This window comes from Streptomyces sp. CB02056, from assembly GCF_001905545.1.
Classification (GTDB): Bacteria; Actinomycetota; Actinomycetes; order Streptomycetales; family Streptomycetaceae; genus Kitasatospora.
Genome location: NZ_LIPD01000022.1, coordinates 103,398 through 124,586, shown reverse-complemented (window position 1 = coordinate 124,586; position 21,189 = coordinate 103,398). Strand labels below are relative to the sequence as shown.

Here is a 21,189-nt window from a genome sequence, read left to right as displayed (position 1 = left end):
AGCCAACCCGCCCCGACCGGCAGACACTTACCGTCCCACGCCCAACCCAACCGACTTCGCCAGCAGAGTCGCGGGGTCGACTTCCTGCACGGGGCGGGTGGTTGGGGGCCTGGCCGTGGCGGCAGGGGGTCGGCCGGGGCCGGCCGTGTCCGCGGATTCAGTGCGGTAGGTGCTTCGACCAGTCTCCTCCGGGGCGGTAGGCGCGGCCGTCGCCGAGCTGCCTCGTCCCGCCGGGGACGACGTCGTCGTGGTACGGGTACTTTTCCGTCACCGCCGCGAGCAGGAACTCCAGGAAGCCGCCCTCGAACAGGTCCCACTCCCGCATCGAGTGGAACTTGGCGGCGACCGGCCAGCGGTCCGGGTCCGGGCCCCGCGTCAGCCAGAAGAAGTGGTCCGAGTTGGAGTTGTTGGCCCACTTCAGCAGCCCTCCCTCGGCCGGGAACAGCGGGTACGGGCACTCGTCGTGGTCCCCGTCCCGGTAGGCCTCGGCCAGCCAGGCGCAGTATCCGTAGGGATCGGTCGTGTCGTACAGGAATCCCTCGAAACCGAGCGGCTGACTGACCTGGGAACTGGGCGCCGCCGATGGTGTGTAGATGTGCAGTTCGTCGCTGATGCTGACCATCCCGTAGCGGTCGACGAACGCCCGGTAGTCCGCGGGCAGCTGGAAGCCGAGCACCTCGGGCCCGAGCTCCCAAGGGACCGGGACGACTCCGCCCGCGGGCGGTGGCCCGATGACCGCGCCGAGCCGGTCCAGTGTCTCCTCGATGTCCACGCCCACTCCCGTCAGCCGTTCGTTCCGGCCGGAGGCTATCCGCTGCCGGTGACACCGGAGGCGGGCGGCCCCACTTCCCTGCCCAGCCGACCAGCGGGCCGTCAAGGCGGGCCGCCGGTCCGTGGGGTTCGTCTCGGGGGCGAGGTCCTGGAGTGGCCGACCGGGCGGTCCGGCGCGAACCGGCGTGAACCGGCGCGGTCCGGCGCGAACCAGCGCGGGCGTCGGGGCCGGGCGCCGGACGGTTACGGTTCGGGGCCCGAACCGGCGCACGTCCTCGCTATGCTCTGTACTCGACCTGACGTTCCGTCACCATCCAACTGCGTAAGGGTTTCGCATGGACTCGAGTTCCGCACCGAACAGGCTCGTCGGCGGACGGTTCAGGCTGGTGAGAGCTCTGGCGGCCGGGGGCATGGGCCAGGTCTGGGAGGCCAGGGACGAACTGCTGGACATCGAGGTCGCGGTGAAGGAGGTCCGTTGGGAGGAGGAGGACCTCTCCGAGGACGAGCACGAGCAGGCCATCGCCCGGGCCATGGCGGAAGCCCGCCACGCGGCCGCGCTCCGCGACCACCCCAACATCGTCACGGTGCACGACGTGGTGGTGGAGGACGGCGGCCCGTGGATGGTGATGCGGCTGGTCCGCGGCCGTTCGCTGGCGCAGGTGCTCCGGGCCGACGGGCCGTTGGGGCCGGAGCGGGCCGCCGAGGTGGCCGTCGGGGTGCTACGGGCGCTGGCCGCTGCGCACCGGGTGGGCATCCTCCACCGCGACGTGAAGCCGTCGAACATCATGCTGGCCGACGACGGTGGGGTGCTGCTGGCCGACTTCGGCATCGCCAAGAACCACGCGGGCACCGTGCTGACCACCACCGGGTCCCTGGTCGGGACGCTGGACTACATCGCCCCGGAGCGGCTGGCCCACGAGCCGGACACCCCGGCCGTCGACCTGTTCAGCCTCGGCGCGACGCTGTACGAGGCCGTCGAGGGGGTGTCGCCGTTCCGGCGGGAGACGACCGCGATGACGATCGCCGCCGTCGCGCTCGCCCTCGTCCCGCCGCCCCAACGGGCGGGCAGGCTGGCGCCGTTGATCACCGCGCTGCTCTCCCGGGACCCGGCCGGTCGGCCCGACGCGGCGGCGGGGCTGGCCATGCTCGACGGCCCCGGACCGGCGGTCGGGGGCGCCGGTCCGCAGCACGACCCCGTAGCGGCGGAACCGACCGGCGGACCGGCGGTCGCTGCCACGCCCACCGAGCCCGACCTCCCGGTCTCCCCTCCGGTCACCCCTCCCGCGTCGGCGACGCCGACGCCGACATCGACGGCAGCACCGACGCCGACACCGACACCGACGGCGACAGCCACACCGACCGTGCCCCGCCCCGGACGGCTGCGGGAGCGCCGGACCCGGATCGCGCTGGCCACCGCGGTCGCCGTCGTCTGCGCGTCGGTCCTGTCCTGGGCCCTGCTCCAGAGCGATGACGACGCCGGCCGCGGCGCCGGCGCCGCGGCTTCCTCGCCCGCCCGGGACACCGGGGCCCCCTCGGCCTCTTCCGCCCCCTTGCCCTCCGCGACATCCTCGGCCTCCTCACCCGCCCAGGACGCCGCCATGACGGCCACGGCGACGCCCGGGAACGCGGCCGGTCCGGCGGTGGCCGACGACCAGCACCTCCGTGTCTTCACGGCGTACAAGGACCAGCAGCTCCTGGAGAGCTACGTGGACCTCGGCAACGAGGCGGCGAAGCTCCGGCAGAGCCCGAACCCGGGCCAGGTCAGGGTGGTGGACTACGCACTCAGGTCCGAAGACTCCACCATCCCCCAGGTGCTGGCCGGCACCCGCCCGGTGGCGGTGCTCGACAAGGGCATCGTCCGGGTGTTTGTCGTGAACTCCGTGAACAAGCACCTGGTGGAGGCCCGGTTGGAACCCAACAAGGACTGGCAGGCCACCGACCTCGGTGATCAGGAGGTCCGGAGCACTCCGACCGCGGCGGTACTGGACGGGAAGGTCAACGTGTTCACCGTCGGCGTGGACAACCACCTGCGGCGGTCCTACCTGGACGACTCGGGCTGGGGCAGGCAGGACCTGCACGACGACCTCGGGCTCCTGGGCGCGGGGCAGTTGCCCGCCGCGCCGGTCGCCGCCGGCACCGCGCCGGTGGCGGTGGTGGAGGGGGATTTGGTCAGGGTGTACACGATCACGAAGGACCAGCAGCTCCAGGAGTCGTCGCTGAGGATCGGCGAGAAGTGGAACATCTTCACCATGACCGGCGTGCCGTCGTCCGTCATGACGCCGAGCGCGGTGGTGCACGACGGGGTGACGAGCGTCTTCACCGTCAACAGCGGCGACGGCCATCTCTCGGAGGCCCGGCTGACGCCTCCGGGGACGTCGGCGGGCGGCACGCAGGATGCAGGGTGGCGACTCCACGACCTGACCAAGGACTTCCGGGTGCCGGTGCCACGCTCCGCCCCGGCGGCCCTGGTGCACGGCGGGACCACCAGCCTGTTCCTGGTCGACAGGAACGGCCTGCTGACCGAGACGAAGGCGGCGGGCGGCGGGTGGGCGCCACAGGACTCCCTGGCGAACGCCGGTGTCCAGCAGGTGGCCGACGGCTTCGAGCCGGCGGTGGTGGACCACGGCGGCGTCACCCGCGTCTACACGGCGCGCCGGAGCGACGGGAAGCTCCAGGAGACCGCGTTGCGGAACGGCACGTGGAGCACCGAGGTCGTGGGGTGAGCGGGGCGGCCCGGACGGAGCCGGCCGTCCGGGCCGCCGGTCTTCCGCCACGTCCATGGACGCGGCGATCGCCCCCGCGACCCAGCACGTGCTGTACGGGAGGGGTCGGCAGAGCGGTCCCCGCACCAGGCGGCCGCGTGAGAAGTCGGCGGGTCCGACTTCCCGCGCGGGGCGGGTGGTTGGGAGCCATCGCGGATCAGGAGGGATCGACGCCCGCGTACTCCAGCGGCGGCGCGATCGCCTGGGCGTCCGCGCCTTCGCCCACCCACAGGCCGATCAGGAACGCCGCCGTCGCCTCCAGGAGGCCGGCCCGGTTGAGCCCGCCTCCGTTGAGCGGTACGCAGCCGAGGTCGCGAACGAGGTGTCCGACGGTGTCGAGGGCCGGCGCGTCGTCGCCGCAGAGCGGCACCGCGAGGGGGCGTCCGCCGAAGACGGTCGGGGCCCTGCGCCACACGCTCTCGTGGCAGAGGTTGAACGCCTTGACCACGGACGCGCCGGGCGCCGCGGCCGCGATGCGCTCGGCGGCCGACGGCCCGCCATGGGTCTCCAGGACGAAACCCGGGGCGATCGGGTTGGTGCAGTCGACCAGCGTCCTTCCCCGCGCGGCGTCGGCCAGGCCGGAGACCACGCCGATCGCCGCCGCGTACGGCACGGCCAGCAGCACCGCGTCCAGGCCGTGTTCGACTGCGTCCCGCGGGGTCCCCGCCCGTCCGCCGAACTGGTCGGCGAGGGCGGCGGCGTGGCCCGTGTCCCGTCCACCCACCAGCACGTCGTGCCCGGCCCCCGCCCACCGGGTACCCAGCACCCGCGCCATTGCGCCGGTACCGATGATTCCGATCCTCATCATGACCAACCTCCTTGTGACGACCTGCCAGTCGGAACAGGGAGACAGTAGGAAAGTCCTGGGGCACCATCTGGTAAGTGACCGCTGACCACGGCTTCCTCGCCGACTGCCGAGCCCGGCTCGCCTTCGACCTGCTCGCCAACACCTGGAACGCCGTCCTGGTGTGGGCGCTGCGCGACGGGCCCGCGCGGCCCGGCGAACTGCGCGAGCGGATCGGCGGGATCAGCCCCAAAGTCCTCACGGAGACGCTGCGCCGACTCCAGTCCGACGGGTTGGTGGAACGCCGCGCGTACGCCGGGTCGCCGCCGCGCGTGGAGTACACCCTCACCGGGTTGGGGCGGACACTCCTGGAGCCGATCGAGGCGTTCGGCGCCTGGGCCTTCGAACACGGCGAGGACGTGATGGCGGCCCGGGACCGGGCGGAGGCAACCGGGCACGGTCGCGACTGACGCCGATCACGACGGCACAGCCGGAGCGCCAAGCGGCTCCGCCGAAGCCCGCTGCCGATCCGAACCTGCGGCACGAACCCGGCCGCCCCTGGTGAACGGGGCCTGGGGGCGCCCGTCTCGAAGTCGGGTGCGAGCCTGTGGCAAGATCGCGGGATGCTGCGACTCACCGATTTCATCATCGACTGCCCGGACACGATGAAGCTGGCGGCTTTCTACTCCGAGGTGACGGGCCGTCCGATCAAGGAAGGCAGCTCGGAGGAATGGGCCGGCATCCAGTTCGGCGAGATCGAGCTGGCATTCATCCGGGTGGACGACTACCGCGCTCCGCAGTGGCCCGACAGCGAGCACCCCAAGCAGTTCCACCTCGACTTCGAAGTGGACGAGATCGGGCCCGAGCAGCGCCGCGTCCTCGACCTCGGCGCGACGCTGAGGCAGGACTTCATCGGCCCCAACGGCTACGGCTGGCAGGTCTACACCGACCCGATCGGCCACCCCTTCTGCCTGTGCCGCAACAAGGGCGTCATCTGGACCGACCAGGGCCCGATCTGGCCCGAGCGCGGCTGACGCGGCCTTGGTGAAGTCGGCTGCTGATTCTTTGACATGACGACGATCCTGCGGCATCCCCGACCTGGGTTCATGTGGGATTGGTGGGCAGTGGACGCCCACGGTTTCCTCGTGCAGTTCAGTTGCGGGCCCGCACCTGAGCATCTACTGGTGCATGTAGACCGTGTCGACGCTGCGGCTGCATGGGCCGAGGAGAACCGTCCCGCATGGTTCAGCCACGCCCCCTCATCGCTTCACGCCTTCAGCTGCGACGGCGAGCTACCGGTCTACACCCGCAACAGCGTCCCGGACTCCCCGCTGCGACTGTCCGACGCCCCGGCAGCCGTCGCGGAGGTTGCGGCCCTGGTTGAACTGCACAGAGCAGTGGGAGACGCCTGGACGGTCTACCTCGACGAGGGATGGGTCTAGGCAGCCCGGCTGGAGTCACCTGGCCGACCGGATGACGATGGAGCAGGGCGGTGAAGACCCTCTCCCATGTGCCGTCGGCGGCCCACTTCCGCAGCGGTTGTGGGCGCCCTTCCACGAGCCGAAGCGCTCAGGCAGATCCATCCACGGCACCCTGGTGCGGTACTTGAAGGCGATCGCGCCGATCACCTGCCGGTGATCACGCCACTGCCCTCCCCGCCGAGGTGTCGGATCCGGCGGCAACGGCTCGATCCTTGCCCACTGGGTGTCAGTCAATGACGCACACATCAACCAGCGATCGGATGATCCGAAGGAACGGCCTGGGTTCGGGCGGCTCGGGCGGCTCGGGCGCGGCAGTGGGCGAGGGCGTACTTGATGCGGATCTCGGAGTGGTGGGTGGTGGTGAGGAGTTCGCCGGCCGTGACGAGGGTGGCCCAGTACAGGGCGGGGTCGCCGGTGCGGGGCATGGGGCGGGCGGCGGTGAGGGAGAGGTACGCGGTGGTGAGGTTGCCGGTGGTGAACCAGCGCTGGAGACCGTGCTGGTGGCCGGGGCGGATGCCGCCCATGGCGTCGACGGCGGTGATGAAGAGGTCGACGACGGCGAGTTCGGTGTCGGTGAGGGACTTGGGGATGTCGAAGACGCCGAGGGCTTCGAGGAGTTCGCCGGTGTCGGTCTCGGAGTCGGGGCGGGGGTCGGCGAGGAGGGCGTCGTAGCAGTCGTTGAGGCGGCGGGTGGTCTCGGCGAGGGGGATGGACAGGGCGAGGCAGACGGCGCGGGCGGAGGGCAACGGCTTGCGGGTGCGGCGGGCGAGGAGGGCGTAGGTATCGGCGGGGGTCCGGCCGCGGGAGAGGGCGTGGCGGGCCAGGGTCGTGAGGTGCATGGGGGTTGGGTCTTTCAGGCGGTGGCGAGGGCGGAGACGGGGGCCGGGGCGATGAGCACCCAGACGAACTTGCCGATGTCGTCGGGTCGGGAGGTGCAGCCCCAGCGTTCGGCGAGTTCGTCGACGAGGAACAGGCCGCGCCCGTGCTCGTCGGAGGGGGTGGGGGTGTGGAGGGACGGTCGGCCGCTGCCGGCGTCGTGGACTTCCAGTCGGAGGCGGGAGTTGATCAGGGCGAAGCGGATCTCGATGTGGCGGTCGTCCGGCGCGTCGGAGTGCTGGACGGCGTTGGCGAACAGCTCGCCGAGGAGCAGCTCGGCGGTGTCCGCGTACCGGTCGCCGGAGGGCAGGCCCGCGAGATAGGCCCGGAGCAAGTACCTCGCCAGGGGCGTGGATTCGATGCAGGAGTCGAGACGCGCGACGAAGGCACGGGGCCGGCGGGACATGAGCATGGGGACACCTCATGGGGGCAGAGGGGGCGTGCGACAGGAGCGCGCACAGTCACGCTGTGCATGCAGATGATTGCGTTCCGGTCTCAATGATCCGGGCTTCGGATGTACGGTGATGGCCGAAATCAGGTACCACGCACCTGCGGTACGTCAGGGGGTCTGACATGGCACACCGGCGACTCGTCAACGAGGTGACGGCCAGTTCGGCGCGGTTGTTCGGCGAAGAGCTGCGCTTCTACCGGGAGGCGACGGGCTACACGCAGGAGCAGTTGGCGAAGCTGCTGCACTCCACCAGGCCGAATATCACACGGTTTGAGTCCGGCAAGAGGCGCATGCCGCCGGACATGGTCATGCAGGCCGACGTACTGCTTGGCGCCGACGGGGCGCTGAAGCGGCTCTGGGATCGGGTGGACTGGAACGCCGAAGTTGAACACCCGGATTGGTTTCAGACTCATGTCGACATGGAGGCCGAGGCTGTAGGCGCACGGATCTTCCAGCTGGCCGTCATTCACGGGCTGCTGCAATGTCGTGAGTACGCGGAGGCTGTCTTCTCGGTGAGTGACGCGGCCGGAAAGCCAAAGGTGATCGAGGAGCGAACGGCGGCTCGACTGGCGAGGCAGAAACGGTTCCTGGACCCTGACGGGCCGCTTCTGCTGGTGATTCTGGATGAGAGCGCCATTCGGACTGTCTTCGGCGGACCTGGAGTTATGAAGCGCCAAATGCAACACCTGCTGGCCGTCGCTGAGCTCCCGAATGTGATCATCCAGGTGGCGCCGTTCGGTAGCCGGCACGCGATCATCGACAAGTCCATGGTGATGCTGGAGATGCCTGACGGTCGGACCTGGGTGTACTCCGAGAGTCTCGATCGGGGGCATGCCAGCGATGATCCGACGATCGTGGCGGCGCATCGTCGGAGCTATGATCTGGCTCACGGGGCGGCACTGCCAGTAGCCGATTCCCTTGCGCTGATCTCCGATGCGCTGGAAGGGTTCATGGATGACGAGGATCGAGCTCGACGCGATCGTGTGGCGCAAGAGCAGCTACAGCGGGGGCAACGGCGGCGACTGCATCGAGGTGGCCCCCGGATTCCCCGGCCTCGTCCCCGTGCGTGACTCCAAGGACCCCCATGGCCCGGCGCTCGTTTTCCGGGCTGCCGCTTGGGAAGCCTTCGTGGTGGCTGTCCGTTCGTGCGAGTTTCCGGCGTAGACCTCTTCAGGGAGTTGGCTGTGTTGATCTGGCGTAAGAGCAGCTACAGCGGGGGCGACGGGCGCGAGTGCATCGAGGTGGCCCCTGGCTTCCTCCCCGGCACCGTCCCGGTGCGTGACTCCAAGGACCCGCATGGCCCGACCCTCCTCTTCCCGTCCGCTGCCTGGGGCTCCTTCATCGCCGCGATCCGTTCCGGTGACTTCCCTGAGTGAACCCGCTGCGGCGCCTCCGGGGGCCGTCGGGGTCGGGGCCCTGCCCAGGTCGTAGCCGCCTTGTCCAAGGGGTCCGACCTGGTGACGAGAAGGGGTCGATCCCAGGGTCGACGCTCCGCCGCCACTTGGCTGGAACAGTGTCAACCACCTGACCAAAAGCGGGAGTTGGCGACAACTTCCGATGGGATCGCGGAGGTTGCCATGGTGGGTGCATCGATGCACGGACTTGTCCGCATAGCGGCGGTCGTGCTGGCGGGAGCGGGCCTGGTGACGGGCGTGGCCCCTTCGGCGGGTGCGGATCCGGCGCGGCGGGTCGACCGGGCGGCGCTGGACGCCGGCCTGCGGGCCGTGGTGGCGCCGGGCGGTGCCACCGCCGCGCTCGGCCTGGTGCGCGAGGACGGCCGCACCCTCTGGAAGGGTGCGGCCGGAACCGCCGACCTCGCCACCGGGGAGCCCGCCGCACCCCGTGACCGCTACCGGATCGGCAGCTCGACCAAGACCTTCGTCGCCACCGTCGTCCTCCAACTCGTCGCGGAGCAGCGGATCAGCCTGGACGACCCGGTCGAGAAGCACCTGCCAGGCGTTCTGCGCAACGGCGCCGCCATCAGCATCCGCCAACTGCTCAACCACACCGGCGGCCTCTACAACTACACCTCGGACCCTGCCTTCTCCTACGACGACGACGCCTCGTTCCAGACCTGGCTCAGCACCGACCGCTGGAAGTCGCGGACGATGGCGGAACTCGTCGCCGTCGCCGAGAGCCACCCGCCGTACTTCCCGCCCGGGCAGGACTGGTACTACTCCAACACCGACTACATCCTGCTCGGCATGCTCATCGAGCGGACCACCGGCCGCAGTTGGCAGCAGGAGGTCGAACGCCGCATCATCCGGCCGCTCGGCCTGCACGAGACCACCATGCCGGAGAACGACCCCACCGTCCCCGGCCGCCACACCCGCGCCTACGCCAGCATGCCCGGCGGCCCGGTGGACATCACGCAGTTCAACCCGACCATCGCCGGCCCGTCCGGCGCCGGCATCTCCACCACCGCCGACCTCGCCACCTTCCTCTCCGCCCTGCTCGGCGGACGACTCCTCGGGCCTGCCGAACTCGCCGAGATGAAGCACACCACAGGCCTCGGACGCGGCGCCGACTACGGCCTCGGCCTGGAGCGCACCCCCACCCCGTGCGGAGTCTTCTGGGGCCACCGCGGCGACAGCATCGGCTACAGCAGCACCATGCTCGCCGACGACACCGGACAGCGCCAGGTCGTGCTCTCCCGCAATCCGTACGACCCTGCCGGGATGCCCGCCTCCGCGGCTGCCTTCAATGCCCTCGTCACCGCTGCGGCCTGCGCCGGCCGGACGGCCCAGGATTCCTGACAGGGCGTTGGCCCCGACGGTCCTCACATCCGGGCTTTCAGCGCGTCGACCTCGCAGCCCGGCGCGAAGGGGTCGAAGCCGTGCTCGATCAGCCAGCGGACCGCCAGCAGGCTCCGCAGCGACCACCACGCGTGGATCACGGCGAGGTCGACGTCGACATCGGTGCCATAGCCGGCGATGACGTCGTCGAGGTGCTCCTCGTGGCCGAGCGTGAAGGTGGCGAGGTCGTACAGGGCGTCGCCCTGCCCGGCCTCGGACCAGTCGATGATGCCCGTGACCTCGTCGCCGTCGACGAAGACGTGTGCGATCTGCAGGTCGCCGTGCGTGAACGCCGGGGTCCACGGCCGGAACGCGGCCTCGGCGACCCGGCGGTTGCGGGCGACCAGGTCGACGGGCAGGACACCGCTCGTCACCAACACCCCGCACTCCTCGTCGAGTTCAGCCTCCAGCGCGGCGACGCTCCGGCCCGCCCGGCCGGGCCGGGGCGGCAGTGGCGCGTCGTGCAGCTTCCGGATGGCGGCGCCCGCCGCCGCCCACGCGGCCGGTGACCCGGTCGACGGCCCGCCGAGGCGCCCGAGCGTCGTCCCGGGGACCGCGGCGAGCGCGAGTACGGGCGGCTTGTGCCACAGCACCTCGGGCGTCGGGACCGGCGCGAGGGACATCGCCTCGACCTCGCGGTCGATGCGCGTCTGATCGGCGTCCACCTTCAGGAACACGTCGCCGACGCGCAGGGTCGCGCGCTCGGAATGGGCGACGACGACTTCGACCTCATCCATGGGCGACCAGTATTCCGGGGATCACCGCCGCCGTCGCCGGATTTACCGTGTGTGATCCGCCAACACCAGCCCTGTTGGCCGAGTGTGACGTGCTGTCCGGAAGCGGCTCCGGACAGCGCATGCGGGCCGGGCCTCGATCCCTGTCAGCCTGTCGCGAGCGCGAACACGATCAACGCCAGGAACAGCGTCAGGACCAGCGCCGGCAGCGCCGCGATGCCCAGGAATACGTAAGCGGCCCGCTTGGCGGCAGGCGTGCCGTGCTCCCTCAGAGCGGCGAAGCAGACCAGCGCCACCGCGACCACCGGCACCGACCAGAACACGACGAACATCCCATCCGGCATCTCCACCCCTTGCCACGCCGATGCGGGCCGATCGTAGTGCGATCCTGCCGGGGCGGCATTGCGGTCTGGTGCTTGCCCGGAAGCGGGATTCGGTAGGACGTTGCCTGTGGCACGCTGGCAACTCACCGACGAGCAGTGGACGTTCATCGAGCCCGGGCGTGCATGACACAGAACGGCTGCCGGTGCACAAGTGCCCGGGGGGAGGGCCGGCCCCGACAAACCGGGACGGCCGGTCGATCTTCGGATCGACCGGCCGTTTCGTCTTCCGTGGATGCCGGTCAGGTGGCGACGACGGTGGCCGCGGCCCCGCCGCGGTCGAGCTCGGCGTCGTAGATGTGCACGACCACGTTCACCGAGGACCTGATCCACGTGTCACCGGGCGAGGTGACGCCCACCGGAATGGTCACGGTCTCCCCGCCGGTGCAGGGGAGCTGGACCGAGCCGACGCCCGACACGGCGGATTGCGTGGCCTGGACGGTGATCTTGACCCAGTCGAATATCGGGAGGCACCGGTAGGTGACGGAGACGTTCAGTATCCGCCCGGCATCCGCGACGGTGGCGCCGTTGACGCCTATGGAGAGTCCTCCGGCGCTCGCGGGCGCGGCTGCGAGGACCGTGCTCGCCATGGCAAGGGCGGGGACGGCCAGGAAGCGGGCGAACGTGGTACGGGTAGGTGCGCTCATGACAACCTTCTCTCCGGCAGTGGCAACGGACGGGATGGGGTGATCCAGGGGAGCTTCCGAGCCCCCCATGCTGCGGTTCGCCACTGACCCGGGAGTCAGAAGAGTTGTGGATGTCCGGAATGACACCGCGATGTGGCGTGGAGCCGCCCACAAGCTCAGGATGACTCGATGAACGTCCTTTGCTCGTCGGCGAGTTGATCACGGCATCAGACGGCCTGAGCCTCGATCGGTGCGGCCGACCTGGCGGCCTGCTCGATCTTCGCGAAGTAGGCCGCACGGGCTTGCCCGTCGATCTGCTTCGCGTGTTCGGGGCGCATGCCGGTCCGGCCGTCGAGGCTCTCGCGGAGGATGTCGGCGTGCCCGGCATGGCGGTTGGACTCGCCGAGGACATGGACCATGACGGCGAACAGGTTTGTGCCGGCATGAGGCTCCGGCCACCACGGCACGTGGCCCGGGGCGTCGAGGGGGAGTTCGTTGATCGTCGCGTCCGAGTGTTCCCATGTGCGCTGGTAGAACCTGATGATCTGATCGCGGGTCTCGTCCTCGGTCGCCCACAGATCGCCGCCGTCGGAGTCCTGCCACCGGGGCAGCGGTTCCGGGGAAGGGCGGTCGAAGACCTCGCCGAAGTACCTGGCCTCGACGGTGGCCACGTGTTTGACCAGGCCGAGGAGGTTGGTCCCGGACGCTGTCAGAGGTCGGCGGGCGTCGTATTCGGACAGGCCGTCGAGTTTCCAGAGCAGCGCCTCGCGGTCCCGCCGCAGTCGCCCGTGCAGGTTGTCCTTCGCGAATTCATCGATCATGCGCCATGAGGCTGCCATGGACTGCTCGTGGTCTCAAGATCCCGTACGCCCGGCAGCGCCGTGGCCTGGCCCTGGCCGCGGCCCTGACCTGCTGCAAGAAGCCCGCGAGACGTGCCACCTGAGACAATGTCCGTACATGCGGGACGGTCGTCGAACAGGCGGCGCGGAACGGCCGAGCTCGTCACCGTCATCGGCAGGCTCTCGGTCGACGACTCGGTCATCAACTACAGCGACACCTTCGTACTGGCGTACGTCGGAAAGGGTCTCGCCAACACCCAGCACATCTTCCGTACCGTCACGGCCTGAGACGACGGACGACGAGCCGGCGGGGTCCGGCCCGCCCCGGCTACCCCCCCCGCTGACGTACACCGTCGGCGGGAGCGACCTGCTGCCGCCCGTCTGACCCCGAGGGGAGCATCGGTGGGCGGGGGCGGAAACCGGGCACCGGCGTGGCGATGAGTTTTCCGGCTCCGGAAGGTCTACATCTCGACCGGGACGACCACCTCACCCCCGCCGGGAGCACAGACATGGGCCTCATCCAGATCGAACTGTTCGCGACCCTCGACCTCGTCGGGCAGGCGCCCGGCGGACCTGACGAGGACCCGGAGGGGTTCCCGTACGGCGGCTGGCAGGCACCCCTGCTGAACGAGGTCACCGGCGCGCAGATCCTCGCCGCGTACGAGGGCACGGACGCCCTCCTGCTCGGCCGGCGGACGTACGACCTCTTCGCCTCCTACTGGCCGCAGCAGAAGGAGGGCGAGATCGCCGAACTCTTCAACCGCGTCCCCAAGTACGTGGCCTCCCGGGGCACCCCCGAGCTCCCGTGGGCCGGATCCACGCTGCTCGGCCCGGACCTGGCCGGCGCGGTGCGCGAGGTCCGCGACCGGCACCGGAACGTGAAGGTCGTCGGGAGCCTGAACCTGGTGCAGACCCTCCTGCGCGAGAAGCTCTTCGACCGGCTCGACCTGTGGGTGCACCCCATCGTGCTCGGCGTCGGGAAGAAGGTCTTCGACGACGGCGCGGTGCCCACCAACCTCACGCTCCTCGAACCGCCGGTGGCGGGCGCGCAGGGCACCGTGTACCTGCGCTACGGGCTCGCCGAGGGCACGCCGAGGACCGGCGACATGAGCCTGCCCGACCGGGGCCTCGGGCACGACGACGACGCCCGGTGACCCGGGATGGCCACCGTCTCCGTCAACGGGACCGCCCTGGGCGTCGAGTCGTTCGGTGACGAGGGCGCGCCGCTCGTCCTGCTCGCGGGCGGGCCGACGATGCTCTCCTGGCCTGACGCGCTCTGCCGACGCCTCGCCGCCGGCGGGCGCCGCGCCGTGCGCTACGACCTGCGCGACAGCGGGGAGTCGACGACGACGGACCCGCGGGCACCCGGCTACACCCTGCGCGACCTCGCCGCCGACGCGGCGGCCCTCGCCCACGCGCTCGGCGGGGCGCCCGCGCACCTCGCCGGGACCGGCGTCGGCGGGATGGTCGCCCAGGTGGCCGCGCTCGACCACCCGGGCGCGTTCTCCGCGCTCACCCTGGTCAACACCCGCGCCGTCGCCCCCGGCCCGCCCGACGACGACCTCCCCGACCACGACCGGGCGACGATGAGCCGCCTGTTCGCCCGCCCGGCGCCCGACTGGAGCGACCGCGCGGCGGTCGCGGAGTTCGCCGCCACCGGCGCGGAGATCCTCGGCGACGACCCGATCACGGCCCGCGCCGTCGCCGCGCGTATCTGGGACCGCACGCCCGGCACCGCGCCCCCGGTCCAGACGGCCAACCACCTGGGCACCGTGTTCGCCGGGCTGGACTGCACACCCCGCTGGCGCGAGCGCCTGCCGGGGATCGGGGTACCCACCCTCGTCGTCCACGGCCGCCGCAACCGGTTCTTCCCCGTCGGCAACGGCGAGGCGACCGCGCGCGCCATCCCCGGGGCGCGGCTGCTCGTCCTCGACGGGGGTGCCACCGCGATCCCCGACGCGGCGGTCGGCACGGTCGCCGAGGCGATGCTCGCGCTCGGATAGCGGCAAGCGCCGGCGGTTGGTGGGCGGTGCACCCGCGGAGCGGCTGCGCCAGGCGCGGGAGGGGACCGGCGGGCCGATCGGCCGAGGCGGGCCGGAGGATCCGTACGGGCGCGCGTGGACGGCGGGCGCCGGAGCGATCAATCCCGGACGGAAGGGTGGGATGACGGCCCGTCGGGGGTGCTAGAACCGTCGACGGCTGTGAACGCCCACCGGCGAACGCCGCCCCCCGTACCGTGCAACTCCTCGACGAGGGAGAAGACATGTCCGTCGCACGAACCGTACGTACCGCACGCACCGCGCTGCTCGCCGCCTTCGCCGCGCTCACCCTGCTTCTCAGCGGGGCCGTCACCGCGGCACCGGCCACCGCCGCCACCACGGGGCTCGACGACACCTGGGCCTGCTCCGTCCCCTCCGGCTACGTCTACGAGGGGGTCGTCTTCAGCCGGACGTGTAGCGGCGGCGGCAGCTGGAACTCGCCGCAGTACCACCTGCGCACGCCCGTCGACGGCCTCACCGCCTGCTCGACCGCCCCGGGCTTCACCTACGACGCCGCCGGCTCGTCCACCACGTGCAGCCTGACCCAGGGCGTCCCGTCCACCACCTTCCACCTGCGCGTCCCGGTCAGCGGCATGTGGGCGTGCAGCGTCCCGAGCGGCTTCACCTACAGCGCCACCACATCGAACCTGGACTGCGCCACCGTCCGCAACGTGCCGACCACCAAGTTCCTCCTGGCCCGCTGACCCCAGGCCCGCCGACCGGCTGACCCGCCGACCCGGACCGCCCGTGGGTGGCGGTCCGTGCCGCACGTGCAAGAGGTGATCCGGTCGGCGAGGACGTGCTCTCGCCGACCGGATCACCTCAGTGGTGCGTGCTCAGTGGTCCGTGCTCAGGGGGCCGTGCTCAGTGCGGGGGCGGTCAGAAGATGAGCTTCCAGCCGTCGAGGTGGCCGGAGTCGCCGCGGTACGTGTCCTGCATGCGGAGGCGCCAGGTGCCCTTGGCGGGCTGGGCGGAGGCGTCCACCGTGTAGGTCTCGATGACGTTCTCGCCCGAGTCGCTGAAGCTGCCCTTCTTCAGCGAGTACACCGTGCCGTCCGGGCCGACCAGGTCGATGACCAGGTCGCCGCGCCAGGTGTGCTTGATGTCCACGCTCACCTTGAGGTCGCTCGGCGCCTGGCCCTGGAGCCGGTCGACGACGATGTCGGAGAAGACCGCCGGGCCGCCGTCCGGGATCGGCAGGGAGGTGCTGTTCGTGAAGATGCCCGGGGAGACCCGCCAGGTGAACGTCGTCGACGTCCTGCCGCGGTGGGAGCTCTGGGCGGTCACGGTGACCGTGTAGGTGCCCGGGAGGGCCGGGACGCCGGTGACGCGGCCGGTGACCGGGTGGAGCGTCAGGCCCAGGGGGAGGCCGGTCGCGTGGTAGGTGACGATGCCGGGGTTGAGGTTCGAGGCCTCGATCCCGAGGTCGGCGGAGGTGCCGATCGCGGTGATCTGGTTGGTGACGGGTTCCAGCAGGAGGCCGTCGACGACGCGCGGGCCGACGTTGATGGCCGCCCAGGCGTTGGCGGTGTTCTGGTACGTCGTGGTGTTCTTCCCGTACAGGTCGGCGGCGGCCTGGAGGGTGGCGGTGCGGGCGGCCGCGTAGTTGGTCGACGAGGTCATGTAGGTGGTGAGCGCCCGGTACCAGATCTTGGCCGCCGCGTCCCGGCCGATGCCGGTCACCGGCAGGCCGTCGGAGGTCGGGGAGTCGTAGGCCACGCCGTTGACGGTCTTGGCGCCGCTGCCCTCGGAGGCCAGGTAGAACCAGTGGTTGGCCGGGCCGGAGGAGTAGTGGACGTCGACGGAGCCGACGTCGGCCGACCAGTAGTCCCTGGAGCGGCCGTCCTTGGAGGGCTTGTCCATGTAGCGCAGCGGGCTGCCGTCGCCCCGGATGTCGATCTTCTCGCCGACCAGGTAGTCGCCCTTGTCCTCGGGGTTGTCGGCCCAGAACTCGATCGCGGCGGCCATGATGTCGGAGGTGGCCTCGTTCAGGCCGCCGGACTCGCCGCTGTAGACCAGCTTCGCGGTGGCGGAGGTGACGCCGTGGGTCATCTCGTGGGCGCCGACGTCGATCGAGGTCAGCGGCTTGACGTTGCCCGCGCCGTCGCCGTAGGTCATGCAGAAGCAGGCGTCGGACCAGAACGCGTTGACGTAGTTCTTGCCGTAGTGGACCCGGGTGTAGGCGCCTACGCCGTCGTCCTTGATGCCGTTGCGGCCGTGGACGTTCTTGTAGTAGTCCCAGGTGAGTTGGGCGCCGTAGGCGGCGTCGACGGCCGCGGTCTGCCGGTTGGCGACGGTGCCGTCGCCCCAGGTGTCGGTCGGGTTGGTGAACAGCGTCCTGGTGCCGCTGGTGCCGTTCAGGTCGTAGGTGCTGTGGCCGCCGCGGGTGTTGTCGGTCATCGCGAAGCCGCCGGCGACCGCCGAGGTGCCGATGGTGACCTGGCCCGAGTACTTGCTGGTGCCGACGCCGGTCTCGATGCCCTGGTACTCGAAGATCTTCTTGCCCGTGTCGGCGTCGGTGATGACGTGCAGTTCGGACGGCGTGCCGTCCTCCTGCGTGCCGGTGACCACCGTCTCCCAGGCGAGCCGCGGGGTGCCGGACGCGGCCCAGACCACCTTGCGGGCGTCGTCGGCCGCCGCCTCCGTGACCTTCGCGCTCCCGGCGCTGTCGAGCGCGAGGCCCTTCGCCGCGTCGGCGCTCTCCTTGGGAGTGGTGTCGACGGCGATGTCCGCCTCGGTGGCCTTGGTGACGCCCCTGGTGGTGCCGTCGGGGGCGGTGTGGACGACCAGGTCGCCGCCGAGCACCGGGAGTCCGTCGAAGGTCCGCTCGTAGCGGGTGTGCAGGCTGCCGTCCGCGTCCTTGGTGACGCCCTTGACGACCAGCGCCTCCTTCGCGTCCAGGTTCAGCGACCTCGCGGTCTTCGCCAGGGACGCGTCCGCGGAGGCCAGCAGCTCGCCGCGCTGCTCGGGCGACAGCTGCACCGGCATCGCGCCGGCGAAGGCTTGGACCCCGGCGGGGGCCTCGGCGGGAGTCCCGGCAGGAGTGTCGGCGGCGGCGACGCCGGGCGTCAGAGCGGCCACGACCATCGCGGCGCCGACTAGCAACGCGCCCGCGGCGGTGGACTTTCGGGGGGATCGAGTCACACGGAACTCCTTCTGCGACGGCCCGGGTACGGGGGGCCGGAGTCAGCCGGGCGGCCTGGGGTGACGCCGCCCGGTAGAGCTGGTGGTTCGAATGAGATGGGAAGGAACAGTGTCATTTTTGGTCTGAACGCGTCACCCTTTGTGCAACAAGTTGGCCGAATACCTTCGCCAATGACGTAATGGGGAGGTAATTCTTCGCCAGAAGGCGAGCAATGCGGGGGGAAAACCGGTGCACCGCGCTGTCGTGGGTACCGGCGCGACGCCGTGGCAGACTCGGCCCATGACGATCTCCCTGCCCGAGCCCGACCAGCAACTCTCCGACCCCAGCGAGCTGTTGCTCGACTACCTCGACTACTACCGCTCCGTGATCGGCGCCAAGACCGAGGGGATGTCCGACGCGGAGCTGCGCGCCAGCCGGCTCCCCTCCGGATGGACCATGCTCGAACTGCTGAAGCACCTCGTCCACATGGAGCAGCGCTGGCTGCGCTGGGGCTTCCGCGCCGAGCAGGTCCCGGCGCCCTGGGGCGACCGGGGCCCGGAGGACCGCTGGTACGTCGGACCGGAGGAAACGGCCGCCGAACTCCTCGCCGCGCTGCACGCGGGCGGCGAGCACACCCGGGCCGTCGTGTCGGGCACGCCCCTGTCCACCGTCGCCGCACCCGGCGGCCGCTTCCCCGACGACGGCACCCCGCGGCCCACCCTGGGCTGGATCCTGTTCCACGTCCTCCAGGAGTACGCCCGCCACGCGGGGCACCTGGACATCGTCCGCGAGCTCACCGACGGGGCCACCGGCTGACGCCCGCCACCGGCTGACAGTCGCAGCCGGCGGGCGGGGTGCGCCCGCCGGCTCAGCCGGCCAGGTGGGCGAGCAGCGCGTCGCCCGCCGGGTAGGGGCGTTCGGCGGGGAGGAGCTGCCGGGCGGCCTCCAACTCCCCGTCTCGCACCTGGTCGTGGACCGCGTGCGCGAGCGCGGTGACGTCCTCGACCGCGACGATCCACTCCTCCGCGTACCGCTCCGCCGCCTCCCCGGTCAGGCCGAGCTGGAGCGACCGGTGGGGCAGCGGCCGAAGGTGCAGATCGCGCTCCGGATCCCACTGCACCCGCGCCGGGGACCTCTTCAACCGGCGCTGCCAGGAGGCCCGGTCGGGGTGCAGCCCGCGCTCGTAGTGGGACAGGCAGCTGTTCCGCAGCGCCCATTCGAAGCCCTCGCGGGTGATCTCGACCGCCAGCACGGTCTCCTGGCCCTCCTTCCTCGCCCACCCGCAGCGGTACATCATCCAGAGGAACGACGGCTTGATCCACGTCATCCGGTCCCGCTTCCACGCCGCGGGGAAGTGGCCGTCCCGAGCGGCGGGCAGCCCGATCTCCGGCGCGTACGCCTGGTAGACGGTCACCGTCGAGTCGGTGTGGAGGGCACGGATCTGGTGCTTCGGTTCTGACACGGTGACCAGGGTCGGCCTTCAACGCACCTCGCGCCAGCGATTTTCCCAGCTCGGCGGGGGTGTGTGCCCGTCAACCGCCCGCCGCGTACGGCCAGTTCGCAAACTGATCTCTAGACGCAATCGGTTTGTCATGCAAACCTGGTCCTCATGGCGACTCAACCCGTTCAGCCCTCAAGCGACCCCCGGCACCTCCTGGCAGCGACCGGGGCCGTGATCCAGCGCGTCCGCCGTGAGCAACGCGGCGCGTGGTTCCCGCTCCTGGCCTTCGCCGCCGTGAGGTTCGGCGCGATACCGGTCGTGCGGTACGGCCAGGGCCCCTGCGACGCGCCCCGCTACGGCCTGGGCGGAGTCTGCGTCAACTCCCTTCCTCCCGCCATGTGGTACTGGCCGGTGGCGCTGCTGCTCTCCTACGCCGCGATCAGCTGGTTCTACCTCCGCCGGTCCGCCCGGCTCGGCCTGGGCACCCGGATCCGGCCGTACCTCGTGCTGGGCGTCGTCCTCGCCCTGCTCATGACCGCCGACCAGGTGTGGACGGTGTCCCACCCGGGCTTCCTCGCCGACCTGTACGGGCAGCCGGGACCGCTCTCCGCGGTCGCCGACACGCTGATGAGCCCGGCCGGCACGATCGGTCTGGCGCTGCTGCTGCTCGCCTGGATCGAGCGCAGCTGGCCGCTCCTCGCCGTGACCTGCGGATACCTGATCGCCATGCTCTCCTCCGACGACCTTCCCAGCTTGTCCCCGTGGTCCTTCCTCCCCGGCGTGCTGCTGGAAGGCGGCGTGCTGCTGCTCGGCGGCGTCGCCCTCGCCCTGCTGCACCACCGGGCCCAGGGACGGTCGGCCGCATGACCGAGCACCCCACCAGCGGCCTCGACGACGTCGTCCACCAGCGCGTCCGCCTGGGCATCCTCGCGGTCGCCAAGGAGGCCCGGCGGGTGGAGTTCACCTTCCTGCGCACCACCCTCGGCCTCACCGCCGGCAACCTCTCCCAGCACCTCGGCGTCCTGGAGAAGGCCGGCCTGGTCACGATCGACAAGGGCTACGAGGGCAAACGCGCCCGCACCTGGATCCAGCTCACCAAGGCCGGCAAGAAGGCCCTGCACGACGAGATCGCGGCACTCCGGAGCCTGATCCACCGCCTCGAAGGAGCCGAGGAACCCGACGGGGGAGCCGCCTCCGGCCCCGTGGCCGCCCCGGCGCCCCACTGAGATCACTCCGGGAGGCCCCCGGACGTGCCGCAGGGCGGCAGCACCGGTTCGGCCGGTGCTGCCGCCCTGCGTGTTTCCCGTCCGGTCAGCCGAGCGGGGTCAGCTCCACCTCGTAGCGGTAGAGCCGGTCGTTCACCCAGCACGCCAGGTCGGCGCCGGCGGTGTGCCGGGCGAGTTCGGCGAGCAGGCGCTCGGTGAACCCGTCCAGCTGCCGGGCGTCGACCGCGGCGGCGCCGGAGCGGGCCCCGGCGGCGAAGGGGAGTTCCTCCGCACGGGACGACACGGTGTAGGCCACCGAGTCACCCGCGTCCTCCGACGGGGCGAGGTGCCGGTTGGGCTCGTCCTCGGCGAAGACCAGCCCGGTGCCGGAGGCGGCGCGGTTGGCCGCCTCGACCAGGGAGAAGCCCGGTGCGGTCAGTGGAGCCTCGCTCCCGAGCCGCAGGTCGACGACACCTTCCGACAGCTCCGGGAGGATCCGGTAGCTGTAGGCGTCATCGACCTCGAACGCCGATTCCGCCTCCGGCCACGCGCCGTGCAGTTCGGCGACGAGGGACCGGCAGAACGCCCGCAGGGAACCGAGGCTGTCGTCGGTGTCCTCGGTCGTCCAGTAGATGGAGACGTGGATGAAGCAGTCGTAGTCACGCTGCCCGTCGCCGGGAGGCCCGGCGACGGCGGGCCCGGCGAGGTCACCGGGATCGGCGCTCAGCCGGATCCGGAACTTCGATCCGTCCGTGCCCACGCGGTGGTGCCACGGTGCCGTGAGCGGGTCGCTGACCGGCACCAGGACGTCGGCGATCTCCTGGGCGGTGAGAGCGGGACCGGACGGTCGTCTCACCAGGATGGCGGCATCAGTCGACACG

Annotated in this window: 27 protein-coding genes; 15 read left to right on the top strand and 12 right to left on the bottom strand. The window is 71.1% G+C overall.

From position 1 onward, the window contains the following. Positions 1 to 157 precede the first annotated feature (157 nt). Positions 158 to 772 carry a hypothetical protein gene (locus AMK13_RS37700; RefSeq protein WP_143204732.1) on the bottom strand — a complete coding sequence of 205 codons (615 nt, stop codon included), beginning with the start codon at positions 770 to 772 and terminating at the stop codon, positions 158 to 160. Between the two features lie 385 nt (positions 773 to 1,157). Here AMK13_RS37700 and AMK13_RS37695 point away from each other — a divergent pair, with 385 nt between their 5' ends. Further along, positions 1,158 to 3,494 (top strand): serine/threonine-protein kinase, encoded by a 2,337-nt coding sequence (locus tag AMK13_RS37695; protein WP_158077795.1) that lies wholly within the window; start codon positions 1,158 to 1,160, stop codon positions 3,492 to 3,494. Between the two features lie 196 nt (positions 3,495 to 3,690). Here the strand turns inward: AMK13_RS37695 and AMK13_RS37690 are convergent, their stop codons facing one another. Next, positions 3,691 to 4,338, bottom strand: coding sequence for an NADPH-dependent F420 reductase (locus AMK13_RS37690; RefSeq protein ID WP_074006076.1), 648 nt, complete (start codon positions 4,336 to 4,338; stop codon positions 3,691 to 3,693). Between the two features lie 77 nt (positions 4,339 to 4,415). Here AMK13_RS37690 and AMK13_RS37685 point away from each other — a divergent pair, with 77 nt between their 5' ends. The 3 genes from AMK13_RS37685 to AMK13_RS37675 all read left to right on the top strand — a co-directional run bounded on the left by AMK13_RS37685 (position 4,416) and on the right by AMK13_RS37675 (position 5,759). Then, positions 4,416 to 4,787: a winged helix-turn-helix transcriptional regulator gene (locus AMK13_RS37685; protein ID WP_074006065.1), complete on the top strand. Its 372-nt coding sequence runs from the start codon at positions 4,416 to 4,418 to the stop codon at positions 4,785 to 4,787. A 153-nt stretch (positions 4,788 to 4,940) separates the two neighbouring features. Then, entirely contained in the window at positions 4,941 to 5,351 is a 411-nt protein-coding gene (locus AMK13_RS37680) for a VOC family protein (RefSeq protein ID WP_074006064.1), read from the top strand. Positions 5,352 to 5,387: 36 nt separating this feature from the next. Next, entirely contained in the window at positions 5,388 to 5,759 is a 372-nt protein-coding gene (locus AMK13_RS37675) for a hypothetical protein (RefSeq protein WP_074006063.1), read from the top strand. Positions 5,760 to 5,774: 15 nt separating this feature from the next. Here AMK13_RS37675 and AMK13_RS46485 read toward each other — a convergent pair whose 3' ends face one another. From AMK13_RS46485 to AMK13_RS37660, 3 genes are read right to left on the bottom strand one after another with little or no spacing between them, the layout of a single operon-like run. Then, positions 5,775 to 6,044, bottom strand: a complete 270-nt coding sequence (locus AMK13_RS46485) for a transposase (RefSeq protein ID WP_079272876.1) — start codon at positions 6,042 to 6,044, stop codon at positions 5,775 to 5,777. Continuing rightward, positions 6,044 to 6,637 (bottom strand): hypothetical protein, encoded by a 594-nt coding sequence (locus AMK13_RS37665; protein WP_074006062.1) that lies wholly within the window; start codon positions 6,635 to 6,637, stop codon positions 6,044 to 6,046. The genes AMK13_RS46485 and AMK13_RS37665 overlap by 1 nt, the downstream gene beginning before the upstream one ends. A gap of 14 nt (positions 6,638 to 6,651) precedes the next feature. Continuing rightward, entirely contained in the window at positions 6,652 to 7,086 is a 435-nt protein-coding gene (locus AMK13_RS37660) for an ATP-binding protein (protein ID WP_107418968.1), read from the bottom strand. A 161-nt stretch (positions 7,087 to 7,247) separates the two neighbouring features. Between AMK13_RS37660 and AMK13_RS37655 the strand changes: the two genes are divergently transcribed. The 4 genes from AMK13_RS37655 (at position 7,248) to AMK13_RS37640 (ending at position 9,881) form a co-directional block, all read left to right on the top strand. Then, positions 7,248 to 8,195 carry a helix-turn-helix domain-containing protein gene (locus AMK13_RS37655; RefSeq protein WP_074006061.1) on the top strand — a complete coding sequence of 316 codons (948 nt, stop codon included), beginning with the start codon at positions 7,248 to 7,250 and terminating at the stop codon, positions 8,193 to 8,195. After that, on the top strand, positions 8,107 to 8,289 hold the full coding sequence (locus AMK13_RS45570; protein WP_074006060.1) for a DUF397 domain-containing protein: 183 nt from the start codon (positions 8,107 to 8,109) through the stop codon (positions 8,287 to 8,289). Before AMK13_RS37655 ends, AMK13_RS45570 begins: the two co-directional genes overlap by 89 nt. A 20-nt stretch (positions 8,290 to 8,309) precedes the next feature. Beyond that, positions 8,310 to 8,501 carry a DUF397 domain-containing protein gene (locus AMK13_RS37645; RefSeq protein WP_380718607.1) on the top strand — a complete coding sequence of 64 codons (192 nt, stop codon included), beginning with the start codon at positions 8,310 to 8,312 and terminating at the stop codon, positions 8,499 to 8,501. Between the two features lie 216 nt (positions 8,502 to 8,717). Continuing rightward, positions 8,718 to 9,881 (top strand): serine hydrolase domain-containing protein, encoded by a 1,164-nt coding sequence (locus tag AMK13_RS37640; RefSeq protein WP_143204730.1) that lies wholly within the window; start codon positions 8,718 to 8,720, stop codon positions 9,879 to 9,881. Positions 9,882 to 9,904: 23 nt separating this feature from the next. Here AMK13_RS37640 and AMK13_RS37635 read toward each other — a convergent pair whose 3' ends face one another. The 4 genes from AMK13_RS37635 to AMK13_RS37620 form a co-directional block, all read right to left on the bottom strand. Further along, entirely contained in the window at positions 9,905 to 10,657 is a 753-nt protein-coding gene (locus tag AMK13_RS37635) for a phosphotransferase family protein (RefSeq protein ID WP_074006058.1), read from the bottom strand. A 143-nt stretch (positions 10,658 to 10,800) separates the two neighbouring features. Next, positions 10,801 to 10,986: a hypothetical protein gene (locus AMK13_RS37630; RefSeq protein ID WP_074006057.1), complete on the bottom strand. Its 186-nt coding sequence runs from the start codon at positions 10,984 to 10,986 to the stop codon at positions 10,801 to 10,803. Positions 10,987 to 11,276: 290 nt separating this feature from the next. Beyond that, positions 11,277 to 11,681 carry a hypothetical protein gene (locus AMK13_RS37625; protein ID WP_074006056.1) on the bottom strand — a complete coding sequence of 135 codons (405 nt, stop codon included), beginning with the start codon at positions 11,679 to 11,681 and terminating at the stop codon, positions 11,277 to 11,279. A 206-nt stretch (positions 11,682 to 11,887) separates the two neighbouring features. Then, positions 11,888 to 12,481, bottom strand: coding sequence for a DinB family protein (locus AMK13_RS37620; RefSeq protein WP_074006055.1), 594 nt, complete (start codon positions 12,479 to 12,481; stop codon positions 11,888 to 11,890). Positions 12,482 to 12,607: 126 nt separating this feature from the next. Here AMK13_RS37620 and AMK13_RS37615 point away from each other — a divergent pair, with 126 nt between their 5' ends. The 4 genes from AMK13_RS37615 to AMK13_RS37600 all read left to right on the top strand — a co-directional run bounded on the left by AMK13_RS37615 (position 12,608) and on the right by AMK13_RS37600 (position 15,242). Further along, positions 12,608 to 12,787 (top strand): hypothetical protein, encoded by a 180-nt coding sequence (locus tag AMK13_RS37615; protein WP_074006054.1) that lies wholly within the window; start codon positions 12,608 to 12,610, stop codon positions 12,785 to 12,787. 221 nt (positions 12,788 to 13,008) lie between these two features. Beyond that, the gene (locus AMK13_RS37610; protein WP_074006053.1) at positions 13,009 to 13,653 is read left to right on the top strand and encodes a dihydrofolate reductase family protein; all 645 of its coding nucleotides are present in this window, start codon (positions 13,009 to 13,011) and stop codon (positions 13,651 to 13,653) included. 6 nt (positions 13,654 to 13,659) lie between these two features. Continuing rightward, positions 13,660 to 14,502 (top strand): alpha/beta fold hydrolase, encoded by an 843-nt coding sequence (locus AMK13_RS37605; RefSeq protein ID WP_074006052.1) that lies wholly within the window; start codon positions 13,660 to 13,662, stop codon positions 14,500 to 14,502. Positions 14,503 to 14,762: 260 nt separating this feature from the next. Further along, entirely contained in the window at positions 14,763 to 15,242 is a 480-nt protein-coding gene (locus AMK13_RS37600) for a hypothetical protein (RefSeq protein WP_074006051.1), read from the top strand. A gap of 175 nt (positions 15,243 to 15,417) precedes the next feature. On the opposite strand, the gene AMK13_RS37595 is transcribed toward AMK13_RS37600, so the two are convergent. Further along, a complete protein-coding gene (locus tag AMK13_RS37595) occupies positions 15,418 to 17,625 on the bottom strand; it encodes a M4 family metallopeptidase (RefSeq protein WP_198959510.1) in 2,208 nt (735 codons plus the stop codon). Between the two features lie 337 nt (positions 17,626 to 17,962). Between AMK13_RS37595 and AMK13_RS37590 the strand changes: the two genes are divergently transcribed. Then, the gene (locus AMK13_RS37590; protein ID WP_074006049.1) at positions 17,963 to 18,478 is read left to right on the top strand and encodes a DinB family protein; all 516 of its coding nucleotides are present in this window, start codon (positions 17,963 to 17,965) and stop codon (positions 18,476 to 18,478) included. Between the two features lie 52 nt (positions 18,479 to 18,530). On the opposite strand, the gene AMK13_RS37585 is transcribed toward AMK13_RS37590, so the two are convergent. Further along, positions 18,531 to 19,124: a DUF4291 domain-containing protein gene (locus AMK13_RS37585; RefSeq protein WP_074006048.1), complete on the bottom strand. Its 594-nt coding sequence runs from the start codon at positions 19,122 to 19,124 to the stop codon at positions 18,531 to 18,533. Positions 19,125 to 19,334: 210 nt separating this feature from the next. Between AMK13_RS37585 and AMK13_RS37580 the strand changes: the two genes are divergently transcribed. Both AMK13_RS37580 and AMK13_RS37575 read left to right on the top strand, forming a co-directional pair. Then, entirely contained in the window at positions 19,335 to 19,970 is a 636-nt protein-coding gene (locus AMK13_RS37580) for a hypothetical protein (protein WP_074006047.1), read from the top strand. Further along, positions 19,967 to 20,329, top strand: a complete 363-nt coding sequence (locus AMK13_RS37575; protein ID WP_074006046.1) for a winged helix-turn-helix domain-containing protein — start codon at positions 19,967 to 19,969, stop codon at positions 20,327 to 20,329. Before AMK13_RS37580 ends, AMK13_RS37575 begins: the two co-directional genes overlap by 4 nt. Before the next feature lie 85 nt (positions 20,330 to 20,414). On the opposite strand, the gene AMK13_RS37570 is transcribed toward AMK13_RS37575, so the two are convergent. Beyond that, on the bottom strand, positions 20,415 to 21,188 hold the full coding sequence (locus tag AMK13_RS37570; RefSeq protein WP_143204729.1) for a hypothetical protein: 774 nt from the start codon (positions 21,186 to 21,188) through the stop codon (positions 20,415 to 20,417). Position 21,189: the final 1 nt, after the last annotated feature.

Excerpts from the sequence above, each read along its gene's own strand:
- AMK13_RS37680 (WP_074006064.1), top strand. The coding sequence starts at position 4,941 with ATGCTGCGACTCACCGATTTCATCATCGACTGCCCGGACACGATGAAG.
- AMK13_RS37675 (WP_074006063.1), top strand. The coding sequence starts at position 5,388 with ATGACGACGATCCTGCGGCATCCCCGACCTGGGTTCATGTGGGATTGG.
- AMK13_RS37575 (WP_074006046.1), top strand. The coding sequence starts at position 19,967 with ATGACCGAGCACCCCACCAGCGGCCTCGACGACGTCGTCCACCAGCGC.
- AMK13_RS37660 (WP_107418968.1), bottom strand. The coding sequence starts at position 7,086 with ATGCTCATGTCCCGCCGGCCCCGTGCCTTCGTCGCGCGTCTCGACTCC.
- AMK13_RS37600 (WP_074006051.1), top strand. The coding sequence starts at position 14,763 with ATGTCCGTCGCACGAACCGTACGTACCGCACGCACCGCGCTGCTCGCC.
- AMK13_RS37630 (WP_074006057.1), bottom strand. The coding sequence starts at position 10,986 with ATGTTCGTCGTGTTCTGGTCGGTGCCGGTGGTCGCGGTGGCGCTGGTC.
- AMK13_RS37690 (WP_074006076.1), bottom strand. The coding sequence starts at position 4,338 with ATGAGGATCGGAATCATCGGTACCGGCGCAATGGCGCGGGTGCTGGGT.
- AMK13_RS37590 (WP_074006049.1), top strand. The coding sequence starts at position 17,963 with ATGACGATCTCCCTGCCCGAGCCCGACCAGCAACTCTCCGACCCCAGC.
- AMK13_RS37635 (WP_074006058.1), bottom strand. The coding sequence starts at position 10,657 with ATGGATGAGGTCGAAGTCGTCGTCGCCCATTCCGAGCGCGCGACCCTG.
- AMK13_RS37625 (WP_074006056.1), bottom strand. The coding sequence starts at position 11,681 with ATGAGCGCACCTACCCGTACCACGTTCGCCCGCTTCCTGGCCGTCCCC.
- AMK13_RS37665 (WP_074006062.1), bottom strand. The coding sequence starts at position 6,637 with ATGCACCTCACGACCCTGGCCCGCCACGCCCTCTCCCGCGGCCGGACC.
- AMK13_RS37615 (WP_074006054.1), top strand. The coding sequence starts at position 12,608 with ATGTCCGTACATGCGGGACGGTCGTCGAACAGGCGGCGCGGAACGGCC.
- AMK13_RS37610 (WP_074006053.1), top strand. The coding sequence starts at position 13,009 with ATGGGCCTCATCCAGATCGAACTGTTCGCGACCCTCGACCTCGTCGGG.
- AMK13_RS37640 (WP_143204730.1), top strand. The coding sequence starts at position 8,718 with ATGCACGGACTTGTCCGCATAGCGGCGGTCGTGCTGGCGGGAGCGGGC.
- AMK13_RS46485 (WP_079272876.1), bottom strand. The coding sequence starts at position 6,044 with ATGTGTGCGTCATTGACTGACACCCAGTGGGCAAGGATCGAGCCGTTG.
- AMK13_RS37655 (WP_074006061.1), top strand. The coding sequence starts at position 7,248 with ATGGCACACCGGCGACTCGTCAACGAGGTGACGGCCAGTTCGGCGCGG.
- AMK13_RS37605 (WP_074006052.1), top strand. The coding sequence starts at position 13,660 with ATGGCCACCGTCTCCGTCAACGGGACCGCCCTGGGCGTCGAGTCGTTC.
- AMK13_RS37595 (WP_198959510.1), bottom strand. The coding sequence starts at position 17,625 with ATGGTCGTGGCCGCTCTGACGCCCGGCGTCGCCGCCGCCGACACTCCT.
- AMK13_RS37620 (WP_074006055.1), bottom strand. The coding sequence starts at position 12,481 with ATGATCGATGAATTCGCGAAGGACAACCTGCACGGGCGACTGCGGCGG.